The sequence below is a fragment of the Flavobacterium sharifuzzamanii genome (assembly GCF_003254585.1).
Classification (GTDB): Bacteria; Bacteroidota; Bacteroidia; order Flavobacteriales; family Flavobacteriaceae; genus Flavobacterium; species Flavobacterium sharifuzzamanii.
In genome coordinates this window covers 130699-147799 of record NZ_QJGZ01000039.1, presented here as the reverse complement: position 1 = coordinate 147799, position 17101 = coordinate 130699, and the positions used below count along the sequence as shown (strand labels likewise).

Sequence of the window (17101 nt, the reverse complement as noted above, 5' to 3'; positions counted from 1 at the left end):
ATCGTTCTAGCGGTACATCAATTCAAATTTTTAGTACTCTGATTGAAAATATTGATCAATTTTGTAACAAAAAAGCCATTTCCGGAAAACAGAAACGGCTTTTTCGTTATAATAAATTGAAAGGCTTATTTTCTCTTCGAAAATTTTAAATTTCGAAGATTGATTTTAATGACGATTGTCGCATTGAATATTAATTTCTTCATTTGATTTGTCGATTACAGAAATACTTGGACAGCCAAAAGAAACATATTCGAAACCAAATACAACTTCGGGTTTATTTTTAAAAAGTTTTCCTGTCCATTGGTCAATAGAATTCTCTCCATTTTCATAATTTAAAGGAGAAGGAGATGTGCCTTCACTTTGGCTGAAAAGTTTTTCTATTATAACATTTTTGGTTTTAGGATCAACAACCAAAAGACGTCTGCCATAAATTGTTTTATTGCTGTCTAGGTAGTCTTGTAAAAAATACTCATAACTATCTGTTTTGTAAAAATACGTATTGCCTGCTATTGTGTTCTTTAGCAAAACACGGTCGTCATTTTTTAATGGTTTTGACGGATAATCCTTTTTCGCAATTTTTTTCCATGAAATGGGTTTCATACGTTCTTTCGAAAACGGATTTTCTTTGCCTACATAGACTAAAGCATCTCTGTAATATTCACTGAATCCGTTTAAATATTTTTTGTTGATTTCGAAACCAATCATAAAATCATAATTATGATATGGCCAGTCTTCTTCAGAAGAATATCCGTTTAACATTGCGGCGGTTTTTAGGCTTTTTACGGCAAAAGAAATCAGTTTGTTTTTGGCATAATCGTAAACAAACAATGAATCGGTTTCTGAGATATTGGTTTTAGACAAAAATCTTTTTCTGTAGTTTTTATCGAATGTAAAATATTGCGCTTCATATTTTCCTATTTTTTCTATGTTGGGCAAAACGAGCGTATCTTTTTCGTCATTAACAGGATAAATATCCGAAAGAGAAACAAATGCAACATCGCTGCTGTCTTTTGGTATAACATTAAATAGATAAATGCTTTCTTTTTTTGAGACTTCTTCAGTTTGAAGAGTATCGGTTTCAATTTCTGTGTGTTCTGTTACTTCAGGAAGTGTGGCTGTTGAGGTATTTTCTTTTTTATTGCAGGCAGATAATAGAATTAAAAAAGAGGTCGCTAAAAAGAACGATCTTGTTGTCATTATTTAAATTTGATTTTGGGTTTCGTTATGTACGAAAGTACTTTAAATTGTTCGAATTTGAAAATCAAAAGTTTAAGGACTTGATAAGTTTTAAAAGTTATTTATGTCTTTTTTCTTACAAATAAAAAAGTGTTTTTTTTACCATTTGACGTGTGTAGAAATTTAAGAGCGAGTATTTGTTACAATTCCTTTATTGCGATAATATTTCCCGTGCTTTTATCAAAAGTAATGGTTCTGTTCGGTCCCCCGTAGAAGAGTGTTAAAGTTAGTGTGCTATTAGTTTCACTTCTAAAAATAATATCTTTTGCGGTTCTGATTTTGATATCCAAATTATCATTCATAAGCTGAGAATCGGTGAATTTGACAATCCTTTTTTCAAATAATCCTTTTTTCTCAATTACTTCCAGCCATGGACGACCCATCGCGCTATAACCCACAATTTGTGCTCTGTAATTTTTATTCAAATCTTTGTTTTGGTACAAGCCTAAAGATGTACTTGAAAGCAATAAGGCGAAAAAAGGCATCATCATGGCCATAATGCTTATTGCAAATGTTATTGTTATTGCTACCAAAAGAAGTTTTGCTAAGAGTTTTTTCCAAAAAACAATAATAACTACAAAATTGCTTATCAGCCAAAGCCATGATAAAATTACATCACTATAATAACCGCGAAGACTAATTTCGTTAAAGTAATATAAAAGGCAGTCCAGTACAAAAAGTGCACAGATAATGAAATAGATTTGTAAAAGTAATTTTTTGCCTGAACTCATATTTTTCTTAAGATATAGTTTAAAGTAAATACCGTAACGATAGAAAGTATTAAAATAGGGAAGAAAGAAAAATGAAGTGTATACATTACTTCTTCTTTAAAAAGATAAGTGCTCCATGCAGACTCACGGTCTACAAAAATGATATAATTCCAGAAAAACCATACTAAGATTAACAATAGTAATTGAAGTACAACTTTTAAATATCTGTTTTTAATTAGAGAAAAAGGTAGAAAAACGATTGATAAGAAAACGGTAGAAAATAAAGTCATTAAATAAGCGTCGTCAAAAAAAGAACAATCCAAACAGGCGCTCGATAGTTTATTAGAAAAACTACCCATTGCCCAATAGATTTCTACTAAAGTAAAAACGAAAAGTATAATTGCAATTATAAGAGGTTTCTTTATGAACGAGAATATTTTGTGTTTTAAGGTTTGATTCATTTTGAAAGATTTGCAATTATTATCAGTATTCTTTTTAGAATATTTTAAGGCCTACAAAAATAAGAAACAATTTTAAAGAAATATCTTTCAAAAGATTTAGTTGTGTCAGAATAAGATTTATTAAGAAATAAAACACTTAACTGTTTGATAACATGAAAGATATTTTTAAATAGTTACTTTTAATTAAAATTTTAATTATGGATATCAATTGGAACATAATAGCGGTTGTAGCAATATTGGTAATTATTCTTGTTGTGCTAACAATCAGAAAAAATCAGCGAGAAAAAAAGAAATTGGAAAAATTGCTAAACAACGATTTTAAAAAAGCTGAAAAAACAGATGTTGACGCAGATGATGTGGCAAATGAGAAATAGTTTTTTTGTCATTTCGAGGAACGAGAAATCACACTAGTAACTCGACAAAGATTAGCGAAATTCCGAGTGCGATTTCTCGTTCCTCGAAATGACAAGATTGCGAATTATAGAAAAAACAAAACCCTTGTAAACCTAAATTGACAAGGGTTTTATCTTTATAGTGGAGAATACCGGATTCGAACCGGTCACCCCTTGCCTGCCAGGCAAGTACTCTAGCCAAATGAGCTAATCCCCCAAAGTGTTAACAAATAAAGTCAATTAATTCTCAAAAAACAAATTTCCAGAAGTTTCGGATGAATTATTTTCAAAAGCGTAACTTTACCTTTAAATGTAATTTTTATGAGCCTAGAAAATACAAACGGAAGCTTAGAAACTTCTTTTCAAAATACTATTGCGACTGTGCAATTTGGTCATCCAGCAAGTAATTCTTTTCCGCGTGAATTGTTAAACAGACTTACAGCTGAAATTAATTCTTTAAGCAGAAATGAAGATGTTTCGGTTATTATTTTAAAAAGTGAAGGAGAAAGAACGTTTTGTTCAGGAGCTTCTTTTGATGAACTTTTGAAAGTTGAAAATGAAGAACAGGGTGTAGAATTTTTTTCGGGTTTTGCACATCTGCTGAATGCTATGCGAAATTGCAACAAAATTATAATTGGACGTGTACAAGGAAAAGCTGTTGGTGGCGGTGTCGGAATTATTTCGGCTTGCGATTATGTTTTTGCGACTTCCCAAAGCGATATTAAATTATCTGAATTAGCGATCGGAATTGGTCCTTTTGTAATAGAACCAGCCGTTTCTCGAAAAATAGGAAAAACAGCAATGACTGAAATGACATTAGCGGCTCACGAATGGAAATCGGCTGACTGGGCTTTTGAAAAAGGACTTTTTTCTGTTTTATGTGAAGCTGAAAATCTGGATACTAAGGTTGAAAGTTTTGCTCAAAAACTCAGTTCTTATAATCCTGAAGCGCTTTATGAAATGAAGAAGATTATTTGGGAAGGAACTGAAATATGGGAATCACTTTTATTTGAACGTGCTGCCATTACGGGTAAATTGGTTTTGTCTGATTTCACTAAAAATGCTTTGCTGCAGTTTAAAAAATAGGTATGATATAAGTCATTGATTTTAGAAAAATGGGAGCATAGCTTTGAAAAATGTTTTAAAATCAAATTTTCACTATATAAATTATTGAACATGACTATTATTTCGTTAATGCAAAAAGTTGACATTGCAGAGAAAATTAAAGATGCTCCAGATAGCGGTTATCAAATTGGCGTTGTCATTGGATCTTTCATTCCGTTTCTAGTTTTGGGCGGAATTGCTTTGTGGATGTATACTCGTGCTAAAAAAAGAGCTAAAAACGGCAATTAATTTGTAAATTTGCAAGCTTAAAATTAAAAATCGATGAGTAATATCAGAATTACAAAACAATTTAGTTTCGAAACCGGTCACGCTTTGTACGGTTACGACGGAAAATGCAAGAACGTTCACGGACACAGTTATAAATTATCGGTAACGGTTATTGGTTCGCCAATTACTGATCGATCGAATGTAAAGTTCGGAATGGTGATTGACTTTTCTGATCTAAAGAAAATTGTAAAAGAAGAAATCGTCGATCAATTTGATCATGCAACTGTTTTCAATCAGACAACTCCGCATATCGAATTGGCAAATGAATTGAAAAACCGTGGGCATCACGTTATCTTAGTAGATTATCAGCCAACAAGCGAAAACATGGTGGTTGATTTTGCAGAAAGAATCGTGGCAAGGCTTCCAGAAGGAATTTCTCTTTTCTCATTAAAACTTCAGGAAACAGAGTCGTCTTTTGCAGAATGGTACGCATCGGATAATTTGTAAAAAAGTCAAAAGTCAAAAGTCAAAAGTCAAAAGATTTTTTCTTAGTTGTCTAAAATTCTAAGAAGTCTAACAATCTAACAATTTAAATGAAAAAAATATATTTTGCTTCAGATCAGCATTTTGGTGCGCCAACTCCAGAATTGAGTTTACCGCGTGAAAAGAAATTCGTGGCTTGGCTTGATGAGGTTAAGGAAGATGCCGAAGCAATTTTTTTATTGGGAGATTTATTTGATTTTTGGTTTGAATATAAAACGGTTGTCCCGAAAGGTTTTGTTCGAATTTTAGGCAAACTAGCTGAAATTCGCGACAGCGGAATTCCAATCTACTTTTTTGTTGGAAATCATGATTTATGGATGAATGATTATTTTGAAACCGAATTGAATATTCCGGTTTATCATGATAACAAAGAGTTTACATTTAACGGAAAAACATTCCTGATTGGTCACGGAGACGGAAAAGGTCCTGGCGATAAAGGTTATAAAAGAATGAAAAAGGTATTTACAAATCCGTTTTCAAAATGGCTTTTCCGCTGGTTACATCCAGATGTTGGCGTAAGTTTGGCTCAATATTTATCAGTAAAAAATAAATTGATTTCTGGTGACGAAGATGTGAAGTTTTTAGGTGAAGAAAACGAATGGCTTGTTTTATATGCCAAACGAAAACTAGAAACCAAACATTACAATTATTTCATTTTCGGACACCGCCATTTACCAATGATTATTCCGGTTGGAGAAAACTCCGAGTATGTCAATCTTGGCGATTGGATCGGATATTTTACTTACGGTGTTTTTGATGGCGAAAAATTCGAGCTTAAAAAATTTGAAAAGTAGTTTAGTCGAAAGTCAAAAGTCGAAAGTGGAAAAGGGCAAATATTATTGTTGAACTTAATTCAACGTACTTTGTCAAAAATTTTAAAACAAAATTTTTATTTTGCGCTCGTCGGGTAAATGCCAATTTTGTGCGTTCGTAGAATATATTCTGAAAGCTGTTTGCTGTTTGAAAGCTGAAACTTAATTGCTCCAGAGGCTTTTTTCGGCATATGGCATTCTACACAATTGCTGGCCAATAACTTCTCAGGCATTATTTTTAAGGTAGTTTCTTTGTGCTTTAAGCCTTGATGACAGCTCATACAGATTTTAGAATATGAAGCCATATTTTTGGAAGCATTTTCATGCGGATTATGGCAGGTAATACAATCCATTTTATCGCTTTTCATAAAACATTTGCTCTGCGCCATCAATCGATATTGATTGCCGTGAACATCAAAATTTGCTGTATCGGTTATACTTTTAGTCTCACGAAAGAATTCTGACAAATTATCTCCAGGTTTAAAATCAAAACGAGATTTTAATTTCATGCCATCATTTCCTGCATGACATAAAGCGCAAGCATCTAGCTTTTGTTGTCTGTTTAAGGTTTTAAAACTTGTAATACTATTGGCAACTTTTACGTTTGGATTTTTGAGATGAAATTCAACATGTTTTTTGGCTGGACCATGGCAGCGCTCACAGTCAATTCCGTAAACAATTGTTTCTTTTCGGATAATATCTTCAACATCCATAGACATCATATTTCTTTGTTCAGAATTTTGATTCACACTTCGGCTGCTGGCATTTGAGGCGTGGCACGAATAGCAATCTTTAACCACCATTCGATCAAAATAGGGTTTGTCTGCAGGAAAGCCTGGACTTGTTGCCCAATTGTTTATAGAGTGATAAAAAGAAACTGGCAATTCGTATGTATTGTTGTCTTTCCAGTAAACTGAAGTTTGAGCGTGTTTGGTTCCAAAAACAATTTCAAATTTGTATTTAGCCGTTTCTTTGCCGTTTTTGTAAACAACTTGATATAAGCTATCTCCACGTTTTTCCATTACCAATTTGGTGTCTTTGTCATAAATGAAAGTATGATTTTTAGAATCGAAATCGCCAGAAACATTTCCTAAAATTGCTGGAGAGGTTGCTTTAAAGTGCGAACTTTTGAATGCCATATCAGATTGTACTTTATGACATTGTATGCAACTTTCTGAACCCGCATAATCAGTCCCACGCGGATCAATGTATTCCTCTGATTTATTGTTGCAGCTGGCAAAAAGAAGTGCCAGAACGGTTATGGTAAGTAGAAATGCAGCTTTTTTCATTGCTGTAAATATACTTTTTTTTGAATTGAATCAAAATATATTTCAATAATGAAAAAATGCTGTTAAAATATTTAGAATGCTTCTTAATTCATGCCAACTCCGTAAACATATTCATCCAGTTCTATTTTAAATAAAGAACCTTCAACCAAATCTTTAATCGATTTTAATTCGGTCATGTTTACAGCAAGATCTATAGAATTGCAAGGTGTTTTCAATAAAAACTTATGGCAGGAATATTTCATTTCGCAAGCTTCGCAACAAGCATTTTCGATCATGCTGTCTTCAATCAAATCGCAAAAATGATTTAATTCCTGAACTGTAAAATAAAAGCCAGTTTCTTTAAAAACCAATTGCACTTTGTCGGAAATCGTAGTATTGTGATCTTTCCAGTAAAAAGCTATTCCAAAGTTGTTGTGATATATCTGCTCAATTTCTCTCATCGTAAATCCTTTTATTTCAACAAATATAAATATTATTTATATTAATTCTAAATAAAAAAATCATAAAAATTTGAAAAAATATTTTTTGAGCGCGCTTTAGTTCATACCCGAACCATAGATATATTCATTAAGATTAAGGCGAAATAAGGAACCATCAACCAAGTCTTTTATAGAGTTTAATTCCATTGGTGATATTTCTAAATCTATAGCAACATAGGGTGTCTTTAATAAAAATTTATCGAAGGCGCGTTTTACGCCACGTGTATCGTAGTTATTATGGTCTGTGACGCAGTCTTCAATTAAATCGTGAAATTCATTTAATTCCTCAACTGAAAAATAAAATCCCATTTGTTTAAAAAGTAGCTGAACTTTATCTGATATAATTTCGTTGCCTTCTTTCCAATAAAATGAAATTCCAAAATCGTTTCTGTATATCTGCTCGATGTCTTTCATGACAAATTTTTTAGGACACAAAGGTACGAACTGTTTGTATTAATACTTGACTAAGAAAAGCATAAAAAAAAGCTAAAAACCAATATGACTATTTGATTTTTAGCTATTTATAAAGTGTTCGTGATTTTGTTTTCTTATGGAATTCTATCTCATTATAAGATTATTTCAGCCAATTTTTTAGCTTAGAAATAAATGCTGCCTGTTGGTCAACAAATAAATAATGAGAGCAATTGTCAAGAAAAGCGAAATGTTTTTCTCCAGTTATTGCCTTTAGAGAATTGATTTGATCTGATGAAAAAATTCCATCATCTTTTCCGTAAATTCCATAAATAGGAACTCCAGCGGTTTTGATTTTCTTTAAAAAAGGTCTACTATCAATGTTGTTTTGTTTTTCGTTTTGATAGAAGAGAATCGGAGCATTTTTATTTCGAATATTAGTTTTATAAAATTCACCAGCTTCATAATCGGCATATAATTTTTTAGATGCTGCAGTTGGATTTGGCATTTTAAAAAAGCCATTTTCGCCAGCAAGTTCATAACATCCTTTTCTGTATTCGGCTGAATTTTTATTTAGATTCTCAACAATGCTGATTTTTTTTAATTGTTCAGAATCGTTGCTGTACTTTTTCTTCAGCGTATTTAAAATGTGATCGTAAGTTTCCTGTTGAGAAAACAAAGCACCAGCCAAAACCAAAGCACTTACATTTTGCGGATATTTATTAGTATATAGTGTCGCCACCAAACCGCCAAAACTATGGCCTAAAATAATAGCTTTCTTTAAATTATATTTTTTATAAAGGGAATTCAAATCTTGAAAAGCTTCTTCATAAGTGAATTTTGCACTAGGATCTGCAGATCTTCCTTCTCCTCTTCGGTCATAAGCAATAACATAAAAACCTTGATCGGCTAGTTTTTGAGCCGTTGTTCCTTCAAATAATGTTGCATTGCCACTTGGACCTCCGTGAATGAAAATTAAGGGTTTGTTCTTTTCAATTCCGTAAGTTTTGATATAGAGATTTTGCCCTTTGGTGAAAAAGGAAAATACAAGAAAAAAAGAAAGAAGAAATGACTTCATCTATTCCAATTTATGATGTTCATCCATATCTCTTTTCAAATCTAAGTTTCTAAAGGTAGGCGATTTCAATGCAGTGAAAACTACAGTTACGAGCGTAACACTTCCTCCAAAAACAACTGATGTTACAGCGCCCATCATTTTGGCTGTAGCACCACTTTCAAAAGCACCTAATTCGTTTGAAGATCCAACAAAAATTGAGTTTACGGCACCAACACGTCCACGCATATGATCTGGAGTTTTAAGCTGTAAAATCGTTTGGCGGATCACTACTGAAATTCCGTCAGCCAATCCGCTTAAGAATAAAGCAAAAACTGAAAGCCAGAAATAAGTAGAAAGTCCAAATAAGATAATCGATAATCCGAAGACAAATATGGCGATTAAAAGTTTCTTTCCTGCATTTTTATATAAAGGTACATAAGCCGAAACAATCATCGTGATAAAAGCACCCACAGCAGGAGCGGCTCTTAAAATTCCGAAACCTTCAGAACCTACTTTTAAAATATCTTGTGCAAAAACGGGCAATAATGCCACGGCACCTCCAAAAAGTACTGCAATCATATCAAGTGATAATGCACCCAAAACAATTTTGTTTTTAAATACAAAAGTTAAACCTTCTGTAAGACTATCTTTTATTGATTCTCCAATTTTTGGATTGATGATTGGTTTTGCACTGATTTGTGATAATGCGATTAAAGAAAGAATTGAGAATCCGAAAACCAAACACATTGACCAGTGAACGCCAATCCAGTTGATTGAAAATCCTGCTAATGCCGGTCCCATAACGGCTCCAATTTGCCAAACCGAACTGCTCCAAGTTGCCGCATTTGGGTATACTTTTTTAGGAATAATTAAGGATAAAAGTGAGAAGATAGTTGGTCCCATAAAAGCACGAACCAATCCTCCAAAAAATACTAAAGCGTAAATTGAATACAAGATTACGTTTGAAGACCAACCGCCAACTACTTTTGGCCAAGTCAGCAAAAATAGCCCAAAACTAATTACTGAAAATCCTAAAATACATTTTACCAATAATCCTTTCTTTTCTCTTTGATCTACAATATGTCCAGCAAATAAAGCCATTCCGACAGCTGGGATAACTTCCATTAAACCAATAATTCCTAGTGAAAGCGGATTTTTAGTTAAGCTGTAAACTTCCCATTCGATTACAATAAATTGCATTGACCAGGCAAAAACCATCGCAAAACGCAATAATAAAAACACGTTGAATTCTCTATAACGCAGTGCCTGATATGGATCTGGCTTGTTGGATTTAATTTCTTCCATCTGTTCTAATGTCTTTCAGCATAAGCTGAGTTGAAATTGTACCGTTCCATTCATTTTCGGCAATTGTATACGCCAGCTGAAACGGATTTTGATTTTTTACAATATTTAATTTTTTTCCTAATCCAAAACCTATTGCTGCAATTCCATCGGAGTTGTTTTGTTTGGCAAAAAGCCTTAAATGTTCATCTTCTGAACCCAAAGTTTTTGCGTAACCTGTATCAATCGCATTTTCAGTCATAAATACAGGCGTCATATTCTGAGGGCCAAAAGGTTCGAACTGTTTTAAAATTCGAATTAATTTGGGAGTTATATCAGAGAAATTGATTTCGGCATCAATCTCAATTTCTGGCGTAAGCATTTCGGGTAAGATCGTTTCAGAAACCTGTTTCTCGAAAGCATCTTTAAAAGTTTGATAGTTTTCTGCTTTTAAAGTCATTCCCGCAGCGTACATGTGGCCTCCAAATTGTTCCAAATGCTCGGCGCAGGCGTCTAATGCATTATAAACATCAAATCCTTTAACAGATCGGGCAGAGGCTGCATATTTATCTCCACTTTTAGTGAAAACTAAAGTTGGGCGATAATAGGTCTCTATTAATCTCGAAGCGACAATTCCGATTACGCCTTTGTGCCAATCTTCTTGAAAAACAACAGTCGAAAAACGTTCTTCTTCTTTGTTTTCTATAATCTGCTGAAAAGCTTCTTTAGTGATTTTTTTATCTAAATCTTTTCGGTCGGCGTTGTATTGTTCAATTTCTGAAGCGAATTGCTGTGCTTGTTCAAAATTGAACTCGGTCAATAATTCGACAGCATGATTTCCGTGTTTGATTCTCCCTGCTGCATTAATTCGTGGGGAAATTATAAAAACAACGTCAGTAATATCGAGAACTTTCTTTTTTACTTGATGCGTTAAAGCTTTAATTCCGGGTCTTGGTTCGCTATTGATCACCTTTAATCCAAAGTAAGCCAAAACACGATTTTCTCCTGTTATCGGAACAATATCTGCTGCAATTGCTGTAGCAACCAAATCTAAATACGGAACTAAATCTTCTATCGTTTCATTTCGATTTTGCCCTAAAGCTTGAATCAATTTAAAACCAACTCCGCAACCGCACAATTCATCGTAAGGGTAGGAGCAGTCTTCTCTTTTTGGATCTAAAACAGCAACCGCATCTGGAAGAAATTCTCCAGGACGGTGGTGATCGCAGACAATAAAGTCGATGTTTCTTGCTTTCGCGTAAGCGATATGATCAATCGATTTGATTCCGCAGTCGAGAGCGATAATTAAAGAAATTCCGTTATCGTCTGCATAATCGATTCCTTTGTATGAGATTCCGTAACCTTCGTCGTAACGATCTGGAATATAAGTGGCAATATGAGGATAATGTGATTTTAAATAAGAAGAAACTAAAGAAACCGCTGTTGTTCCATCAACATCGTAATCACCAAAAACTAAAATGTTTTCTTCGTTTTGAATGGCTTGTTCGATTCTGGCAACAGCTTTATCCATATCTTTCATTAGATAAGGATCATGAAGATGTTCTAAAGATGGACGAAAGAAATTCTTTGCCTCTTCAAAAGTTTCAATGCCACGCTGAATCAAAAGAGTTGCTACAAAATCTTCTACATTTAAGGCTTGCGCCAGATGTTTGATTTTATCTTCAGAAGGTTTTGGTTTTAAGGTCCAACGCATGGGTGGGTTGATATTAGATTTTAGATTATTGATTTTAGATTGTAGATTTCTGAAATCGTTTAATCTGATTGGTAATTTTTTTTGCCACAGATTAAAAGGATTATAATGATTTTTTAATCTGTGTTAATCATTTTAATCTGTGGCAAAATATCTTGTATTTAGAAGGCTTCGACTTCGCTCAGCCTGACAATGCTATTTCGCTTCTAAAGCATTTCCTTCAAACTGAATTCCGTCCCAACCTAAGTTGATGAAATTTCTAATGTTTTGGTGATTCGTTCCGTTTGGATCTCCTAAAACTTCTTCAAAATAAAAAGCTCCAAAACACGCTAATGTTTCTTCTTTGCTTAAGTTTTGCAGTTTTGCGAAAGAAAATAATTTGCAAGAACCTGAATTTTCGCCTGCAGCATTATGTTGTGTTCCGTTTTGAAAAGCTGTTGGAGTAAAATTGTAATTTTCTTCAATTACTGCAATAGTTTCAGGAAATGTGATTTGTGTTGGAGTTTGTTTTACTTTTTCTAAAAAGGCTTGAATGCTCATGATTATAATTTGATTTTTTTTGCCACAGATTAAAAAGATTAACACAGATTAATAAAAGTTTGCCACGAATTACTCGAATTAGCACGAATTAAATTAGTGGAAATTCGAGTAATTCGTGGCGGAAAAATAATTCTTTTAAATCTTTTTAATCTGTGGCATAGATAATTATTCTTCGTCCTTAGAAAACTTACTTTTCTTAGGTTCTTTGGTTATTGTTTTTCCAGCAACAACAACGACGATTTCGCCTCGCGGTGCTGTTTTTTCAAAATGCGTTAAAACTTCTTTTGCCGTTCCGCGTACATTTTCTTCATGTAATTTTGATAATTCCCTCGAAACGCAAACTTGTCTGTCTTCTCCAAAATATTGCACGAATTCTGCTAAAGTCTTAACGAGTTTATGCGGAGAAACGTATAAAATCATTGTTCGGGTTTCTTCGGCTAAAGCCAAAAATCTGGTCTGACGTCCTTTTTTATCAGGCAAGAAACCTTCAAAAACAAATTTATCATTTGGAAGTCCGCTGTTTACCAATGCCGGAACAAAAGCAGTTGCGCCAGGAAGACATTCGACTTCGATTTTATTTTCAACACAAGCGCGAGTCAATAAAAAACCAGGATCTGAAATCGCTGGAGTTCCAGCATCTGAAATCAAAGCAATAGTTTCGCCAGCTTTCAAACGCGCAATTAAGTTTTCGGTGGTTTTGTGTTCATTGTGCATGTGATGGCTGTGCATGTGCGTGCCAATTTCAAAATGCTTTAGAAGTTTTCCGCTTGTGCGTGTGTCTTCCGCCAAAATCAAATCGACTTCTTTCAAAACCCGAATGGCTCTAAAAGTCATGTCTTCAAGATTGCCAATTGGCGTTGGAACGATATATAATTTTGACATAATTGTTTATTCGTGAAATGTAAAATGTGAGATGTGAAAAAGTCTTTAAGAGAATTTTTTCTCAATAATTCCCATGAAACGCTCTGCGTAATCGTCTTTTCCTTCCCAATTATTATAGTCTGGTTTTACCATGTCTTCGATAAAATCTTTTGCTTCGCTATAAGAATCAAAAGTCATCAATTGGTTTAAAACACGGCTGTAATCTTCAGTGCTGTTTCCAAAGAGATTTTTGGTAAAGGCAATTCTATCATTCAAATCAATATGAAAACCTCTCGCCAACTTCTCATTCAAACTTACTGATTTTGGCTGTGCAGGAGTTTCAAGAATTGCAGTTTCAACTTTTTTCTCTTCTTTGAAATCATTGATAGAAGGAGCTTGAACAGAAGGAACGGCTTCAAAACTATCTACTTTAACAAATTGCGCATCGGCATAATTAATTCCGAAATCTTCAAATTGAATAGTTGGCTGTGAAGGAGTTTCTTTCTTTGGTTCTTCTTTAACATCTTCTATAATCGGTTCCGTTTCCAATTCGAAAGCTGGTTTGAAATCTGGAATTGGTTTCAACTCATTTATAGTCGTGAAGGAAAGATCATCAATAGCTTTTTCTGCTTCTTCTATCTTTTCAGCAATTGGCTCAGCAATTTCTTCAACAACTGGCTCTTCAATTTCTGTTACGATAGGTTCAACAGTTTCCTCGATTATTGGTTCTTCAACTTCAGCGATTGGTTCAGCAACTTCAACAATTTCTGCTGGTTTTTCCTCTGAAATTTCAGGTTCATAAGGTTCTTCAAGTGCGATAACTTTTTCTTCTGCTGGCGCTTCAAGTTCAATTATAGCAGGAATCGTCTCTTCTTCTTTTTCAAAAATAGTTTCCAATTCGGCTACAATATCATTTTGTCCGATTGTTGGTTTTGCTGCGTCGAAGTTCTCTTCTACAAATTTTAATACCGCTAATTTCTCGTATAATTTCTGAGTTTCAAGATACAATTGATTGATATCGGATTTATTTTTAAGCTTTAAAATTCGATGTGCAATGCTAATTAAATCAGCTTCCAATTTTTTTTTCATAACTGTTGAAAATTATAGTGAATAAGGTATTTTAGTGTATTTGATGTCTGAATGTCTCTATTCTCAAGGAAATTCAAAAGATAATTTTTTATTTCTGTTAATACGCTTTCGCGAATCTAAGGTTTGCTAAAAATTTTCTACTTTTGAAAAAATGTAAAACAGTACATTTTTACATCAATTTATTGCCAGTACAAAGTAATAAAAACTATTCATTTTTAAAGGTAGAAAAATACAAAATGTTTCTCGAAAATACAGTAAATCACAAAGAACAATTTGGTTGGATTGAAGTTATTTGTGGATCAATGTTTTCGGGTAAAACCGAAGAGCTGATCCGAAGATTAAAGCGCGCCCAATTTGCCAAACAAAGAGTAGAAATCTTTAAACCTGCTATTGATACCCGCTATCATGACGAAATGGTGGTGTCTCATGATGCCAACGAAATTCGCTCAACTCCAGTTCCTGCAGCTGCCAATATTTTGATTTTGGCGCAAGGCTGTGATGTGATTGGTATTGACGAAGCGCAGTTTTTTGACGATGAAATTATTACGGTCTGCAATGATTTGGCGAATCAAGGAATTCGTGTAATTGTGGCTGGTTTGGATATGGATTTTAAAGGAAATCCGTTTGGACCAATGCCTGGACTTATGGCAACTGCTGAGTATGTGACGAAAGTGCATGCCGTTTGTACCAGAACAGGAAATTTAGCCAATTATAGTTTTAGAAAAACCGATAACGATAAATTGGTGATGCTTGGAGAAACAGAAGAATACGAGCCGCTTAGCCGTGCAGCGTATTTTAAAGCAATGAAAAAGAATCAGGGGAAATAGATTGTTTTACTTAATATAAGCCATGACAAAAACATTAAAAAATATGAGAAAATCGACTGTTTTATTGTTAGTATTAATTGGAATTGCTGTCGCTTTTGTAGTTTATTTTCAATTTTATCTAGGCGAAAAAGAAGATGAAGTAAACACTGAAGTAGTAGAATTAATTGCAAAATATAATAAAAGTTGTCCTCTAAATATTCAGGAAGGTATTCGGTTAGACAGTGTAAGTTTGCATGAAGAAAAGACAGTTCAGTACAATTTGACATTGCTGAATGTTGTTAAAGAAACTGCTGAGGTAAATATAATTCAAGAAGAAATCAAGAAAAGTCTTTTAAGTACTGCAAAAGCAAATCCAGGGCTTAAGGTTTTTAGAGAAAACGATTATACTTTGGTTTATAGCTATAGTGACAAAAAGAAAGTTTTTTTGTTTGATGTGAAAATATTGCCAGACGAGTATAAATAAAGGTTTATAGATATTATAATTAAACCCGACAGGTTTTCAAAACCTGTCGGGTTTGCTATTTAAATGAACTTCTATTTCTTATATGATTAAAAAGAAAATATTAAATCTTCTTTCTCATTCTAGCTACCGGAATATCCAATTGTTCACGATATTTAGCAATAGTTCTTCTTGCAATCGGATATCCTTTTTCTTTTAAGATTTCGGCCAATTGATCATCTGGAAGCGGTTTTCTTTTATCTTCTTCTTCAATCGTGTTTTGAAGAATTTTTTTAATTTCTAAAGTTGAAACATCTTCTCCCTGATCATTTTTCATCGCTTCAGAGAAAAACTCTTTAATCAGTTTAGTTCCGTATGGTGTTTCTACATATTTGCTATTTGCTACACGCGAAATGGTCGAGATATCTAAACCAACCATATCTGCAATGTCTTTTAAGATCATTGGTTTTAGTTTGGTTTCGTCACCATCTAAGAAATATTCTTCCTGATAATGCATGATGGCATTCATGGTCACAAAAAGAGTTTCCTGACGCTGTCTAATTGCATCAATAAACCATTTTGCAGAATCTAGTTTTTGCTTGATAAATTGAACGGCATCTTTCTGTGCAGTCGATTTATCACGAGATTCTTTGTACGTCTGCATCATTTCCTGATAATCTTTAGAAACGTGCAGAGAAGGAGCATTTCTTCCGTTTAAAGTCAGTTCCAGTTCGCCGTCAACAATTCTGATGGCAAAGTCGGGAACAATGTTTTCTGTTACTTTATTGTTTCCAGCAAAAGAACCACCCGGTTTTGGGTTTAATCTTTCAATTTCGTGAATTGCTTTTTTAAGCTGTTCGTTTGAAATACTGTATTTCTGTAAAAGCTTATCGTAATGTTTTTTTGTAAAAGCATCAAACTGATTTTCGATAATATCGATTGCTAAATCAACATATTCAGTTGGCGTTTTATGTTTTAGTTGAAGCAGTAAACATTCCTGTAAATCACGTGCACCAACTCCTGAAGGTTCAAGTTCGTGAATTACCGTCAACATTTTTTCGACCATTGCTTCATCAGTGTAAATTCCCTGAGTGAAAGCCATGTCGTCTACAATGTCTGGAATACTTCTGCGGATGTAGCCCATATCATCAATACTTCCAACAAGGAATTCAGCGATTTCGCGTTCTTCATCGTTCAGAATAAAAGTATTCAGCTGATTGATTAAATCCTGATGGAAACTTATCGGAGCCGCAAATGGCGTTTCGCGTTCCTCGTCATCACTGTAATTGTTTACCTGAGTTTTGTAATCAGGCGTATCGTCGTCGCTTAGATATTCGTCAATATTAATGTCGTCTGCTTCGATTCTGTCAGATTCTGCATCATCATAATCGTCGTAGTCTTCATTAGCGTATTCATCAGCTTCGTAATCGTCTTCTTTTCCAGCTTCTAGAGCCGGATTTTCGTTCATTTCTTCTAATAAACGCTGTTCAAAAGCTTGCGTAGGCAATTGAATTAACTTCATCAGCTGAATTTGCTGTGGAGATAATTTTTGGGATAATTTTAAATTTAAAAATTGCTTTAGCATTTGATTTTGTTAAAAGTTTCAAGTTTCAAGTTTCAGGTTGAAGAAC

The 17101-nt window shown here is 33.8% G+C and carries 20 protein-coding genes and 1 tRNA gene; 7 read left to right on the top strand and 14 right to left on the bottom strand.

Translation table 11 applies throughout. The features are described 5' to 3' along the window. Positions 1-165: 165 nt before the first annotated feature. The 3 genes from DMA14_RS13475 to DMA14_RS13465 all read right to left on the bottom strand — a co-directional run bounded on the left by DMA14_RS13475 (position 166) and on the right by DMA14_RS13465 (position 2407). The gene (locus DMA14_RS13475) at positions 166-1197 is read right to left on the bottom strand and encodes an oxidoreductase (RefSeq protein ID WP_111425150.1); all 1032 of its coding nucleotides are present in this window, start codon (positions 1195-1197) and stop codon (positions 166-168) included. Between the two features lie 179 nt (positions 1198-1376). Further along, a complete protein-coding gene (locus tag DMA14_RS13470) occupies positions 1377-1967 on the bottom strand; it encodes a hypothetical protein (protein WP_111425149.1) in 591 nt (196 codons plus the stop codon). Beyond that, entirely contained in the window at positions 1964-2407 is a 444-nt protein-coding gene (locus DMA14_RS13465; RefSeq protein ID WP_111425148.1) for a hypothetical protein, read from the bottom strand. Before DMA14_RS13465 ends, DMA14_RS13470 begins: the two co-directional genes overlap by 4 nt. 197 nt (positions 2408-2604) lie before the next feature. Here DMA14_RS13465 and DMA14_RS22925 point away from each other — a divergent pair, with 197 nt between their 5' ends. Then, a complete protein-coding gene (locus tag DMA14_RS22925) occupies positions 2605-2781 on the top strand; it encodes a hypothetical protein (protein WP_203418302.1) in 177 nt (58 codons plus the stop codon). 161 nt (positions 2782-2942) lie between these two features. Here DMA14_RS22925 and DMA14_RS13460 read toward each other — a convergent pair. Further along, positions 2943-3016 (bottom strand) — tRNA-Ala (locus tag DMA14_RS13460). 104 nt (positions 3017-3120) lie between these two features. Here DMA14_RS13460 and DMA14_RS13455 point away from each other — a divergent pair. From DMA14_RS13455 to DMA14_RS13440, 4 genes are all read left to right on the top strand, one after another. Beyond that, positions 3121-3885, top strand: a complete 765-nt coding sequence (locus DMA14_RS13455) for an enoyl-CoA hydratase/isomerase family protein (protein WP_111425147.1) — start codon at positions 3121-3123, stop codon at positions 3883-3885. Positions 3886-3975: 90 nt separating this feature from the next. Beyond that, positions 3976-4152, top strand: a complete 177-nt coding sequence (locus tag DMA14_RS22920) for a hypothetical protein (RefSeq protein WP_008465178.1) — start codon at positions 3976-3978, stop codon at positions 4150-4152. Positions 4153-4185: 33 nt separating this feature from the next. Beyond that, on the top strand, positions 4186-4638 hold the full coding sequence (locus DMA14_RS13445; RefSeq protein ID WP_111365769.1) for a 6-pyruvoyl trahydropterin synthase family protein: 453 nt from the start codon (positions 4186-4188) through the stop codon (positions 4636-4638). A gap of 86 nt (positions 4639-4724) precedes the next feature. Next, positions 4725-5468 carry a UDP-2,3-diacylglucosamine diphosphatase gene (locus DMA14_RS13440; RefSeq protein ID WP_095928326.1) on the top strand — a complete coding sequence of 248 codons (744 nt, stop codon included), beginning with the start codon at positions 4725-4727 and terminating at the stop codon, positions 5466-5468. A 95-nt stretch (positions 5469-5563) separates the two neighbouring features. Here the strand turns inward: DMA14_RS13440 and DMA14_RS13435 are convergent, their stop codons facing one another. The 9 genes from DMA14_RS13435 to DMA14_RS13395 form a co-directional block, all read right to left on the bottom strand. Continuing rightward, a complete protein-coding gene (locus tag DMA14_RS13435) occupies positions 5564-6775 on the bottom strand; it encodes a cytochrome c3 family protein (protein ID WP_111425145.1) in 1212 nt (403 codons plus the stop codon). An 83-nt stretch (positions 6776-6858) separates the two neighbouring features. Next, positions 6859-7215, bottom strand: coding sequence for a hypothetical protein (locus DMA14_RS13430; protein WP_111425144.1), 357 nt, complete (start codon positions 7213-7215; stop codon positions 6859-6861). A 96-nt stretch (positions 7216-7311) separates the two neighbouring features. Then, positions 7312-7668, bottom strand: coding sequence for a hypothetical protein (locus DMA14_RS13425; protein WP_111425143.1), 357 nt, complete (start codon positions 7666-7668; stop codon positions 7312-7314). Between the two features lie 160 nt (positions 7669-7828). After that, the gene (locus DMA14_RS13420; protein WP_111425142.1) at positions 7829-8743 is read right to left on the bottom strand and encodes an alpha/beta fold hydrolase; all 915 of its coding nucleotides are present in this window, start codon (positions 8741-8743) and stop codon (positions 7829-7831) included. After that, the gene (locus DMA14_RS13415) at positions 8744-10027 is read right to left on the bottom strand and encodes an MFS transporter (protein WP_111425141.1); all 1284 of its coding nucleotides are present in this window, start codon (positions 10025-10027) and stop codon (positions 8744-8746) included. After that, entirely contained in the window at positions 10014-11717 is a 1704-nt protein-coding gene (gene recJ, locus DMA14_RS13410; protein ID WP_111425140.1) for a single-stranded-DNA-specific exonuclease RecJ, read from the bottom strand. Before recJ ends, DMA14_RS13415 begins: the two co-directional genes overlap by 14 nt. A 192-nt stretch (positions 11718-11909) precedes the next feature. Further along, positions 11910-12254 carry a HopJ type III effector protein gene (locus tag DMA14_RS13405; RefSeq protein ID WP_008465164.1) on the bottom strand — a complete coding sequence of 115 codons (345 nt, stop codon included), beginning with the start codon at positions 12252-12254 and terminating at the stop codon, positions 11910-11912. A 165-nt stretch (positions 12255-12419) separates the two neighbouring features. Beyond that, the gene (gene rsmI, locus DMA14_RS13400; RefSeq protein ID WP_111425139.1) at positions 12420-13136 is read right to left on the bottom strand and encodes a 16S rRNA (cytidine(1402)-2'-O)-methyltransferase; all 717 of its coding nucleotides are present in this window, start codon (positions 13134-13136) and stop codon (positions 12420-12422) included. 45 nt (positions 13137-13181) lie between these two features. Next, the gene (locus DMA14_RS13395; RefSeq protein WP_111425138.1) at positions 13182-14204 is read right to left on the bottom strand and encodes a hypothetical protein; all 1023 of its coding nucleotides are present in this window, start codon (positions 14202-14204) and stop codon (positions 13182-13184) included. A 236-nt stretch (positions 14205-14440) separates the two neighbouring features. Here DMA14_RS13395 and DMA14_RS13390 point away from each other — a divergent pair, with 236 nt between their 5' ends. After that, complete coding sequence (locus tag DMA14_RS13390) at positions 14441-15031, top strand: thymidine kinase (protein ID WP_111377595.1); 591 nt, start codon at positions 14441-14443, stop codon at positions 15029-15031. Between the two features lie 43 nt (positions 15032-15074). Then, positions 15075-15494 (top strand): hypothetical protein, encoded by a 420-nt coding sequence (locus DMA14_RS13385; protein ID WP_111425443.1) that lies wholly within the window; start codon positions 15075-15077, stop codon positions 15492-15494. 100 nt (positions 15495-15594) lie between these two features. On the opposite strand, the gene rpoN is transcribed toward DMA14_RS13385, so the two are convergent. Continuing rightward, positions 15595-17055: an RNA polymerase factor sigma-54 gene (rpoN, locus tag DMA14_RS13380; protein WP_111377432.1), complete on the bottom strand. Its 1461-nt coding sequence runs from the start codon at positions 17053-17055 to the stop codon at positions 15595-15597. Positions 17056-17101: the final 46 nt, after the last annotated feature.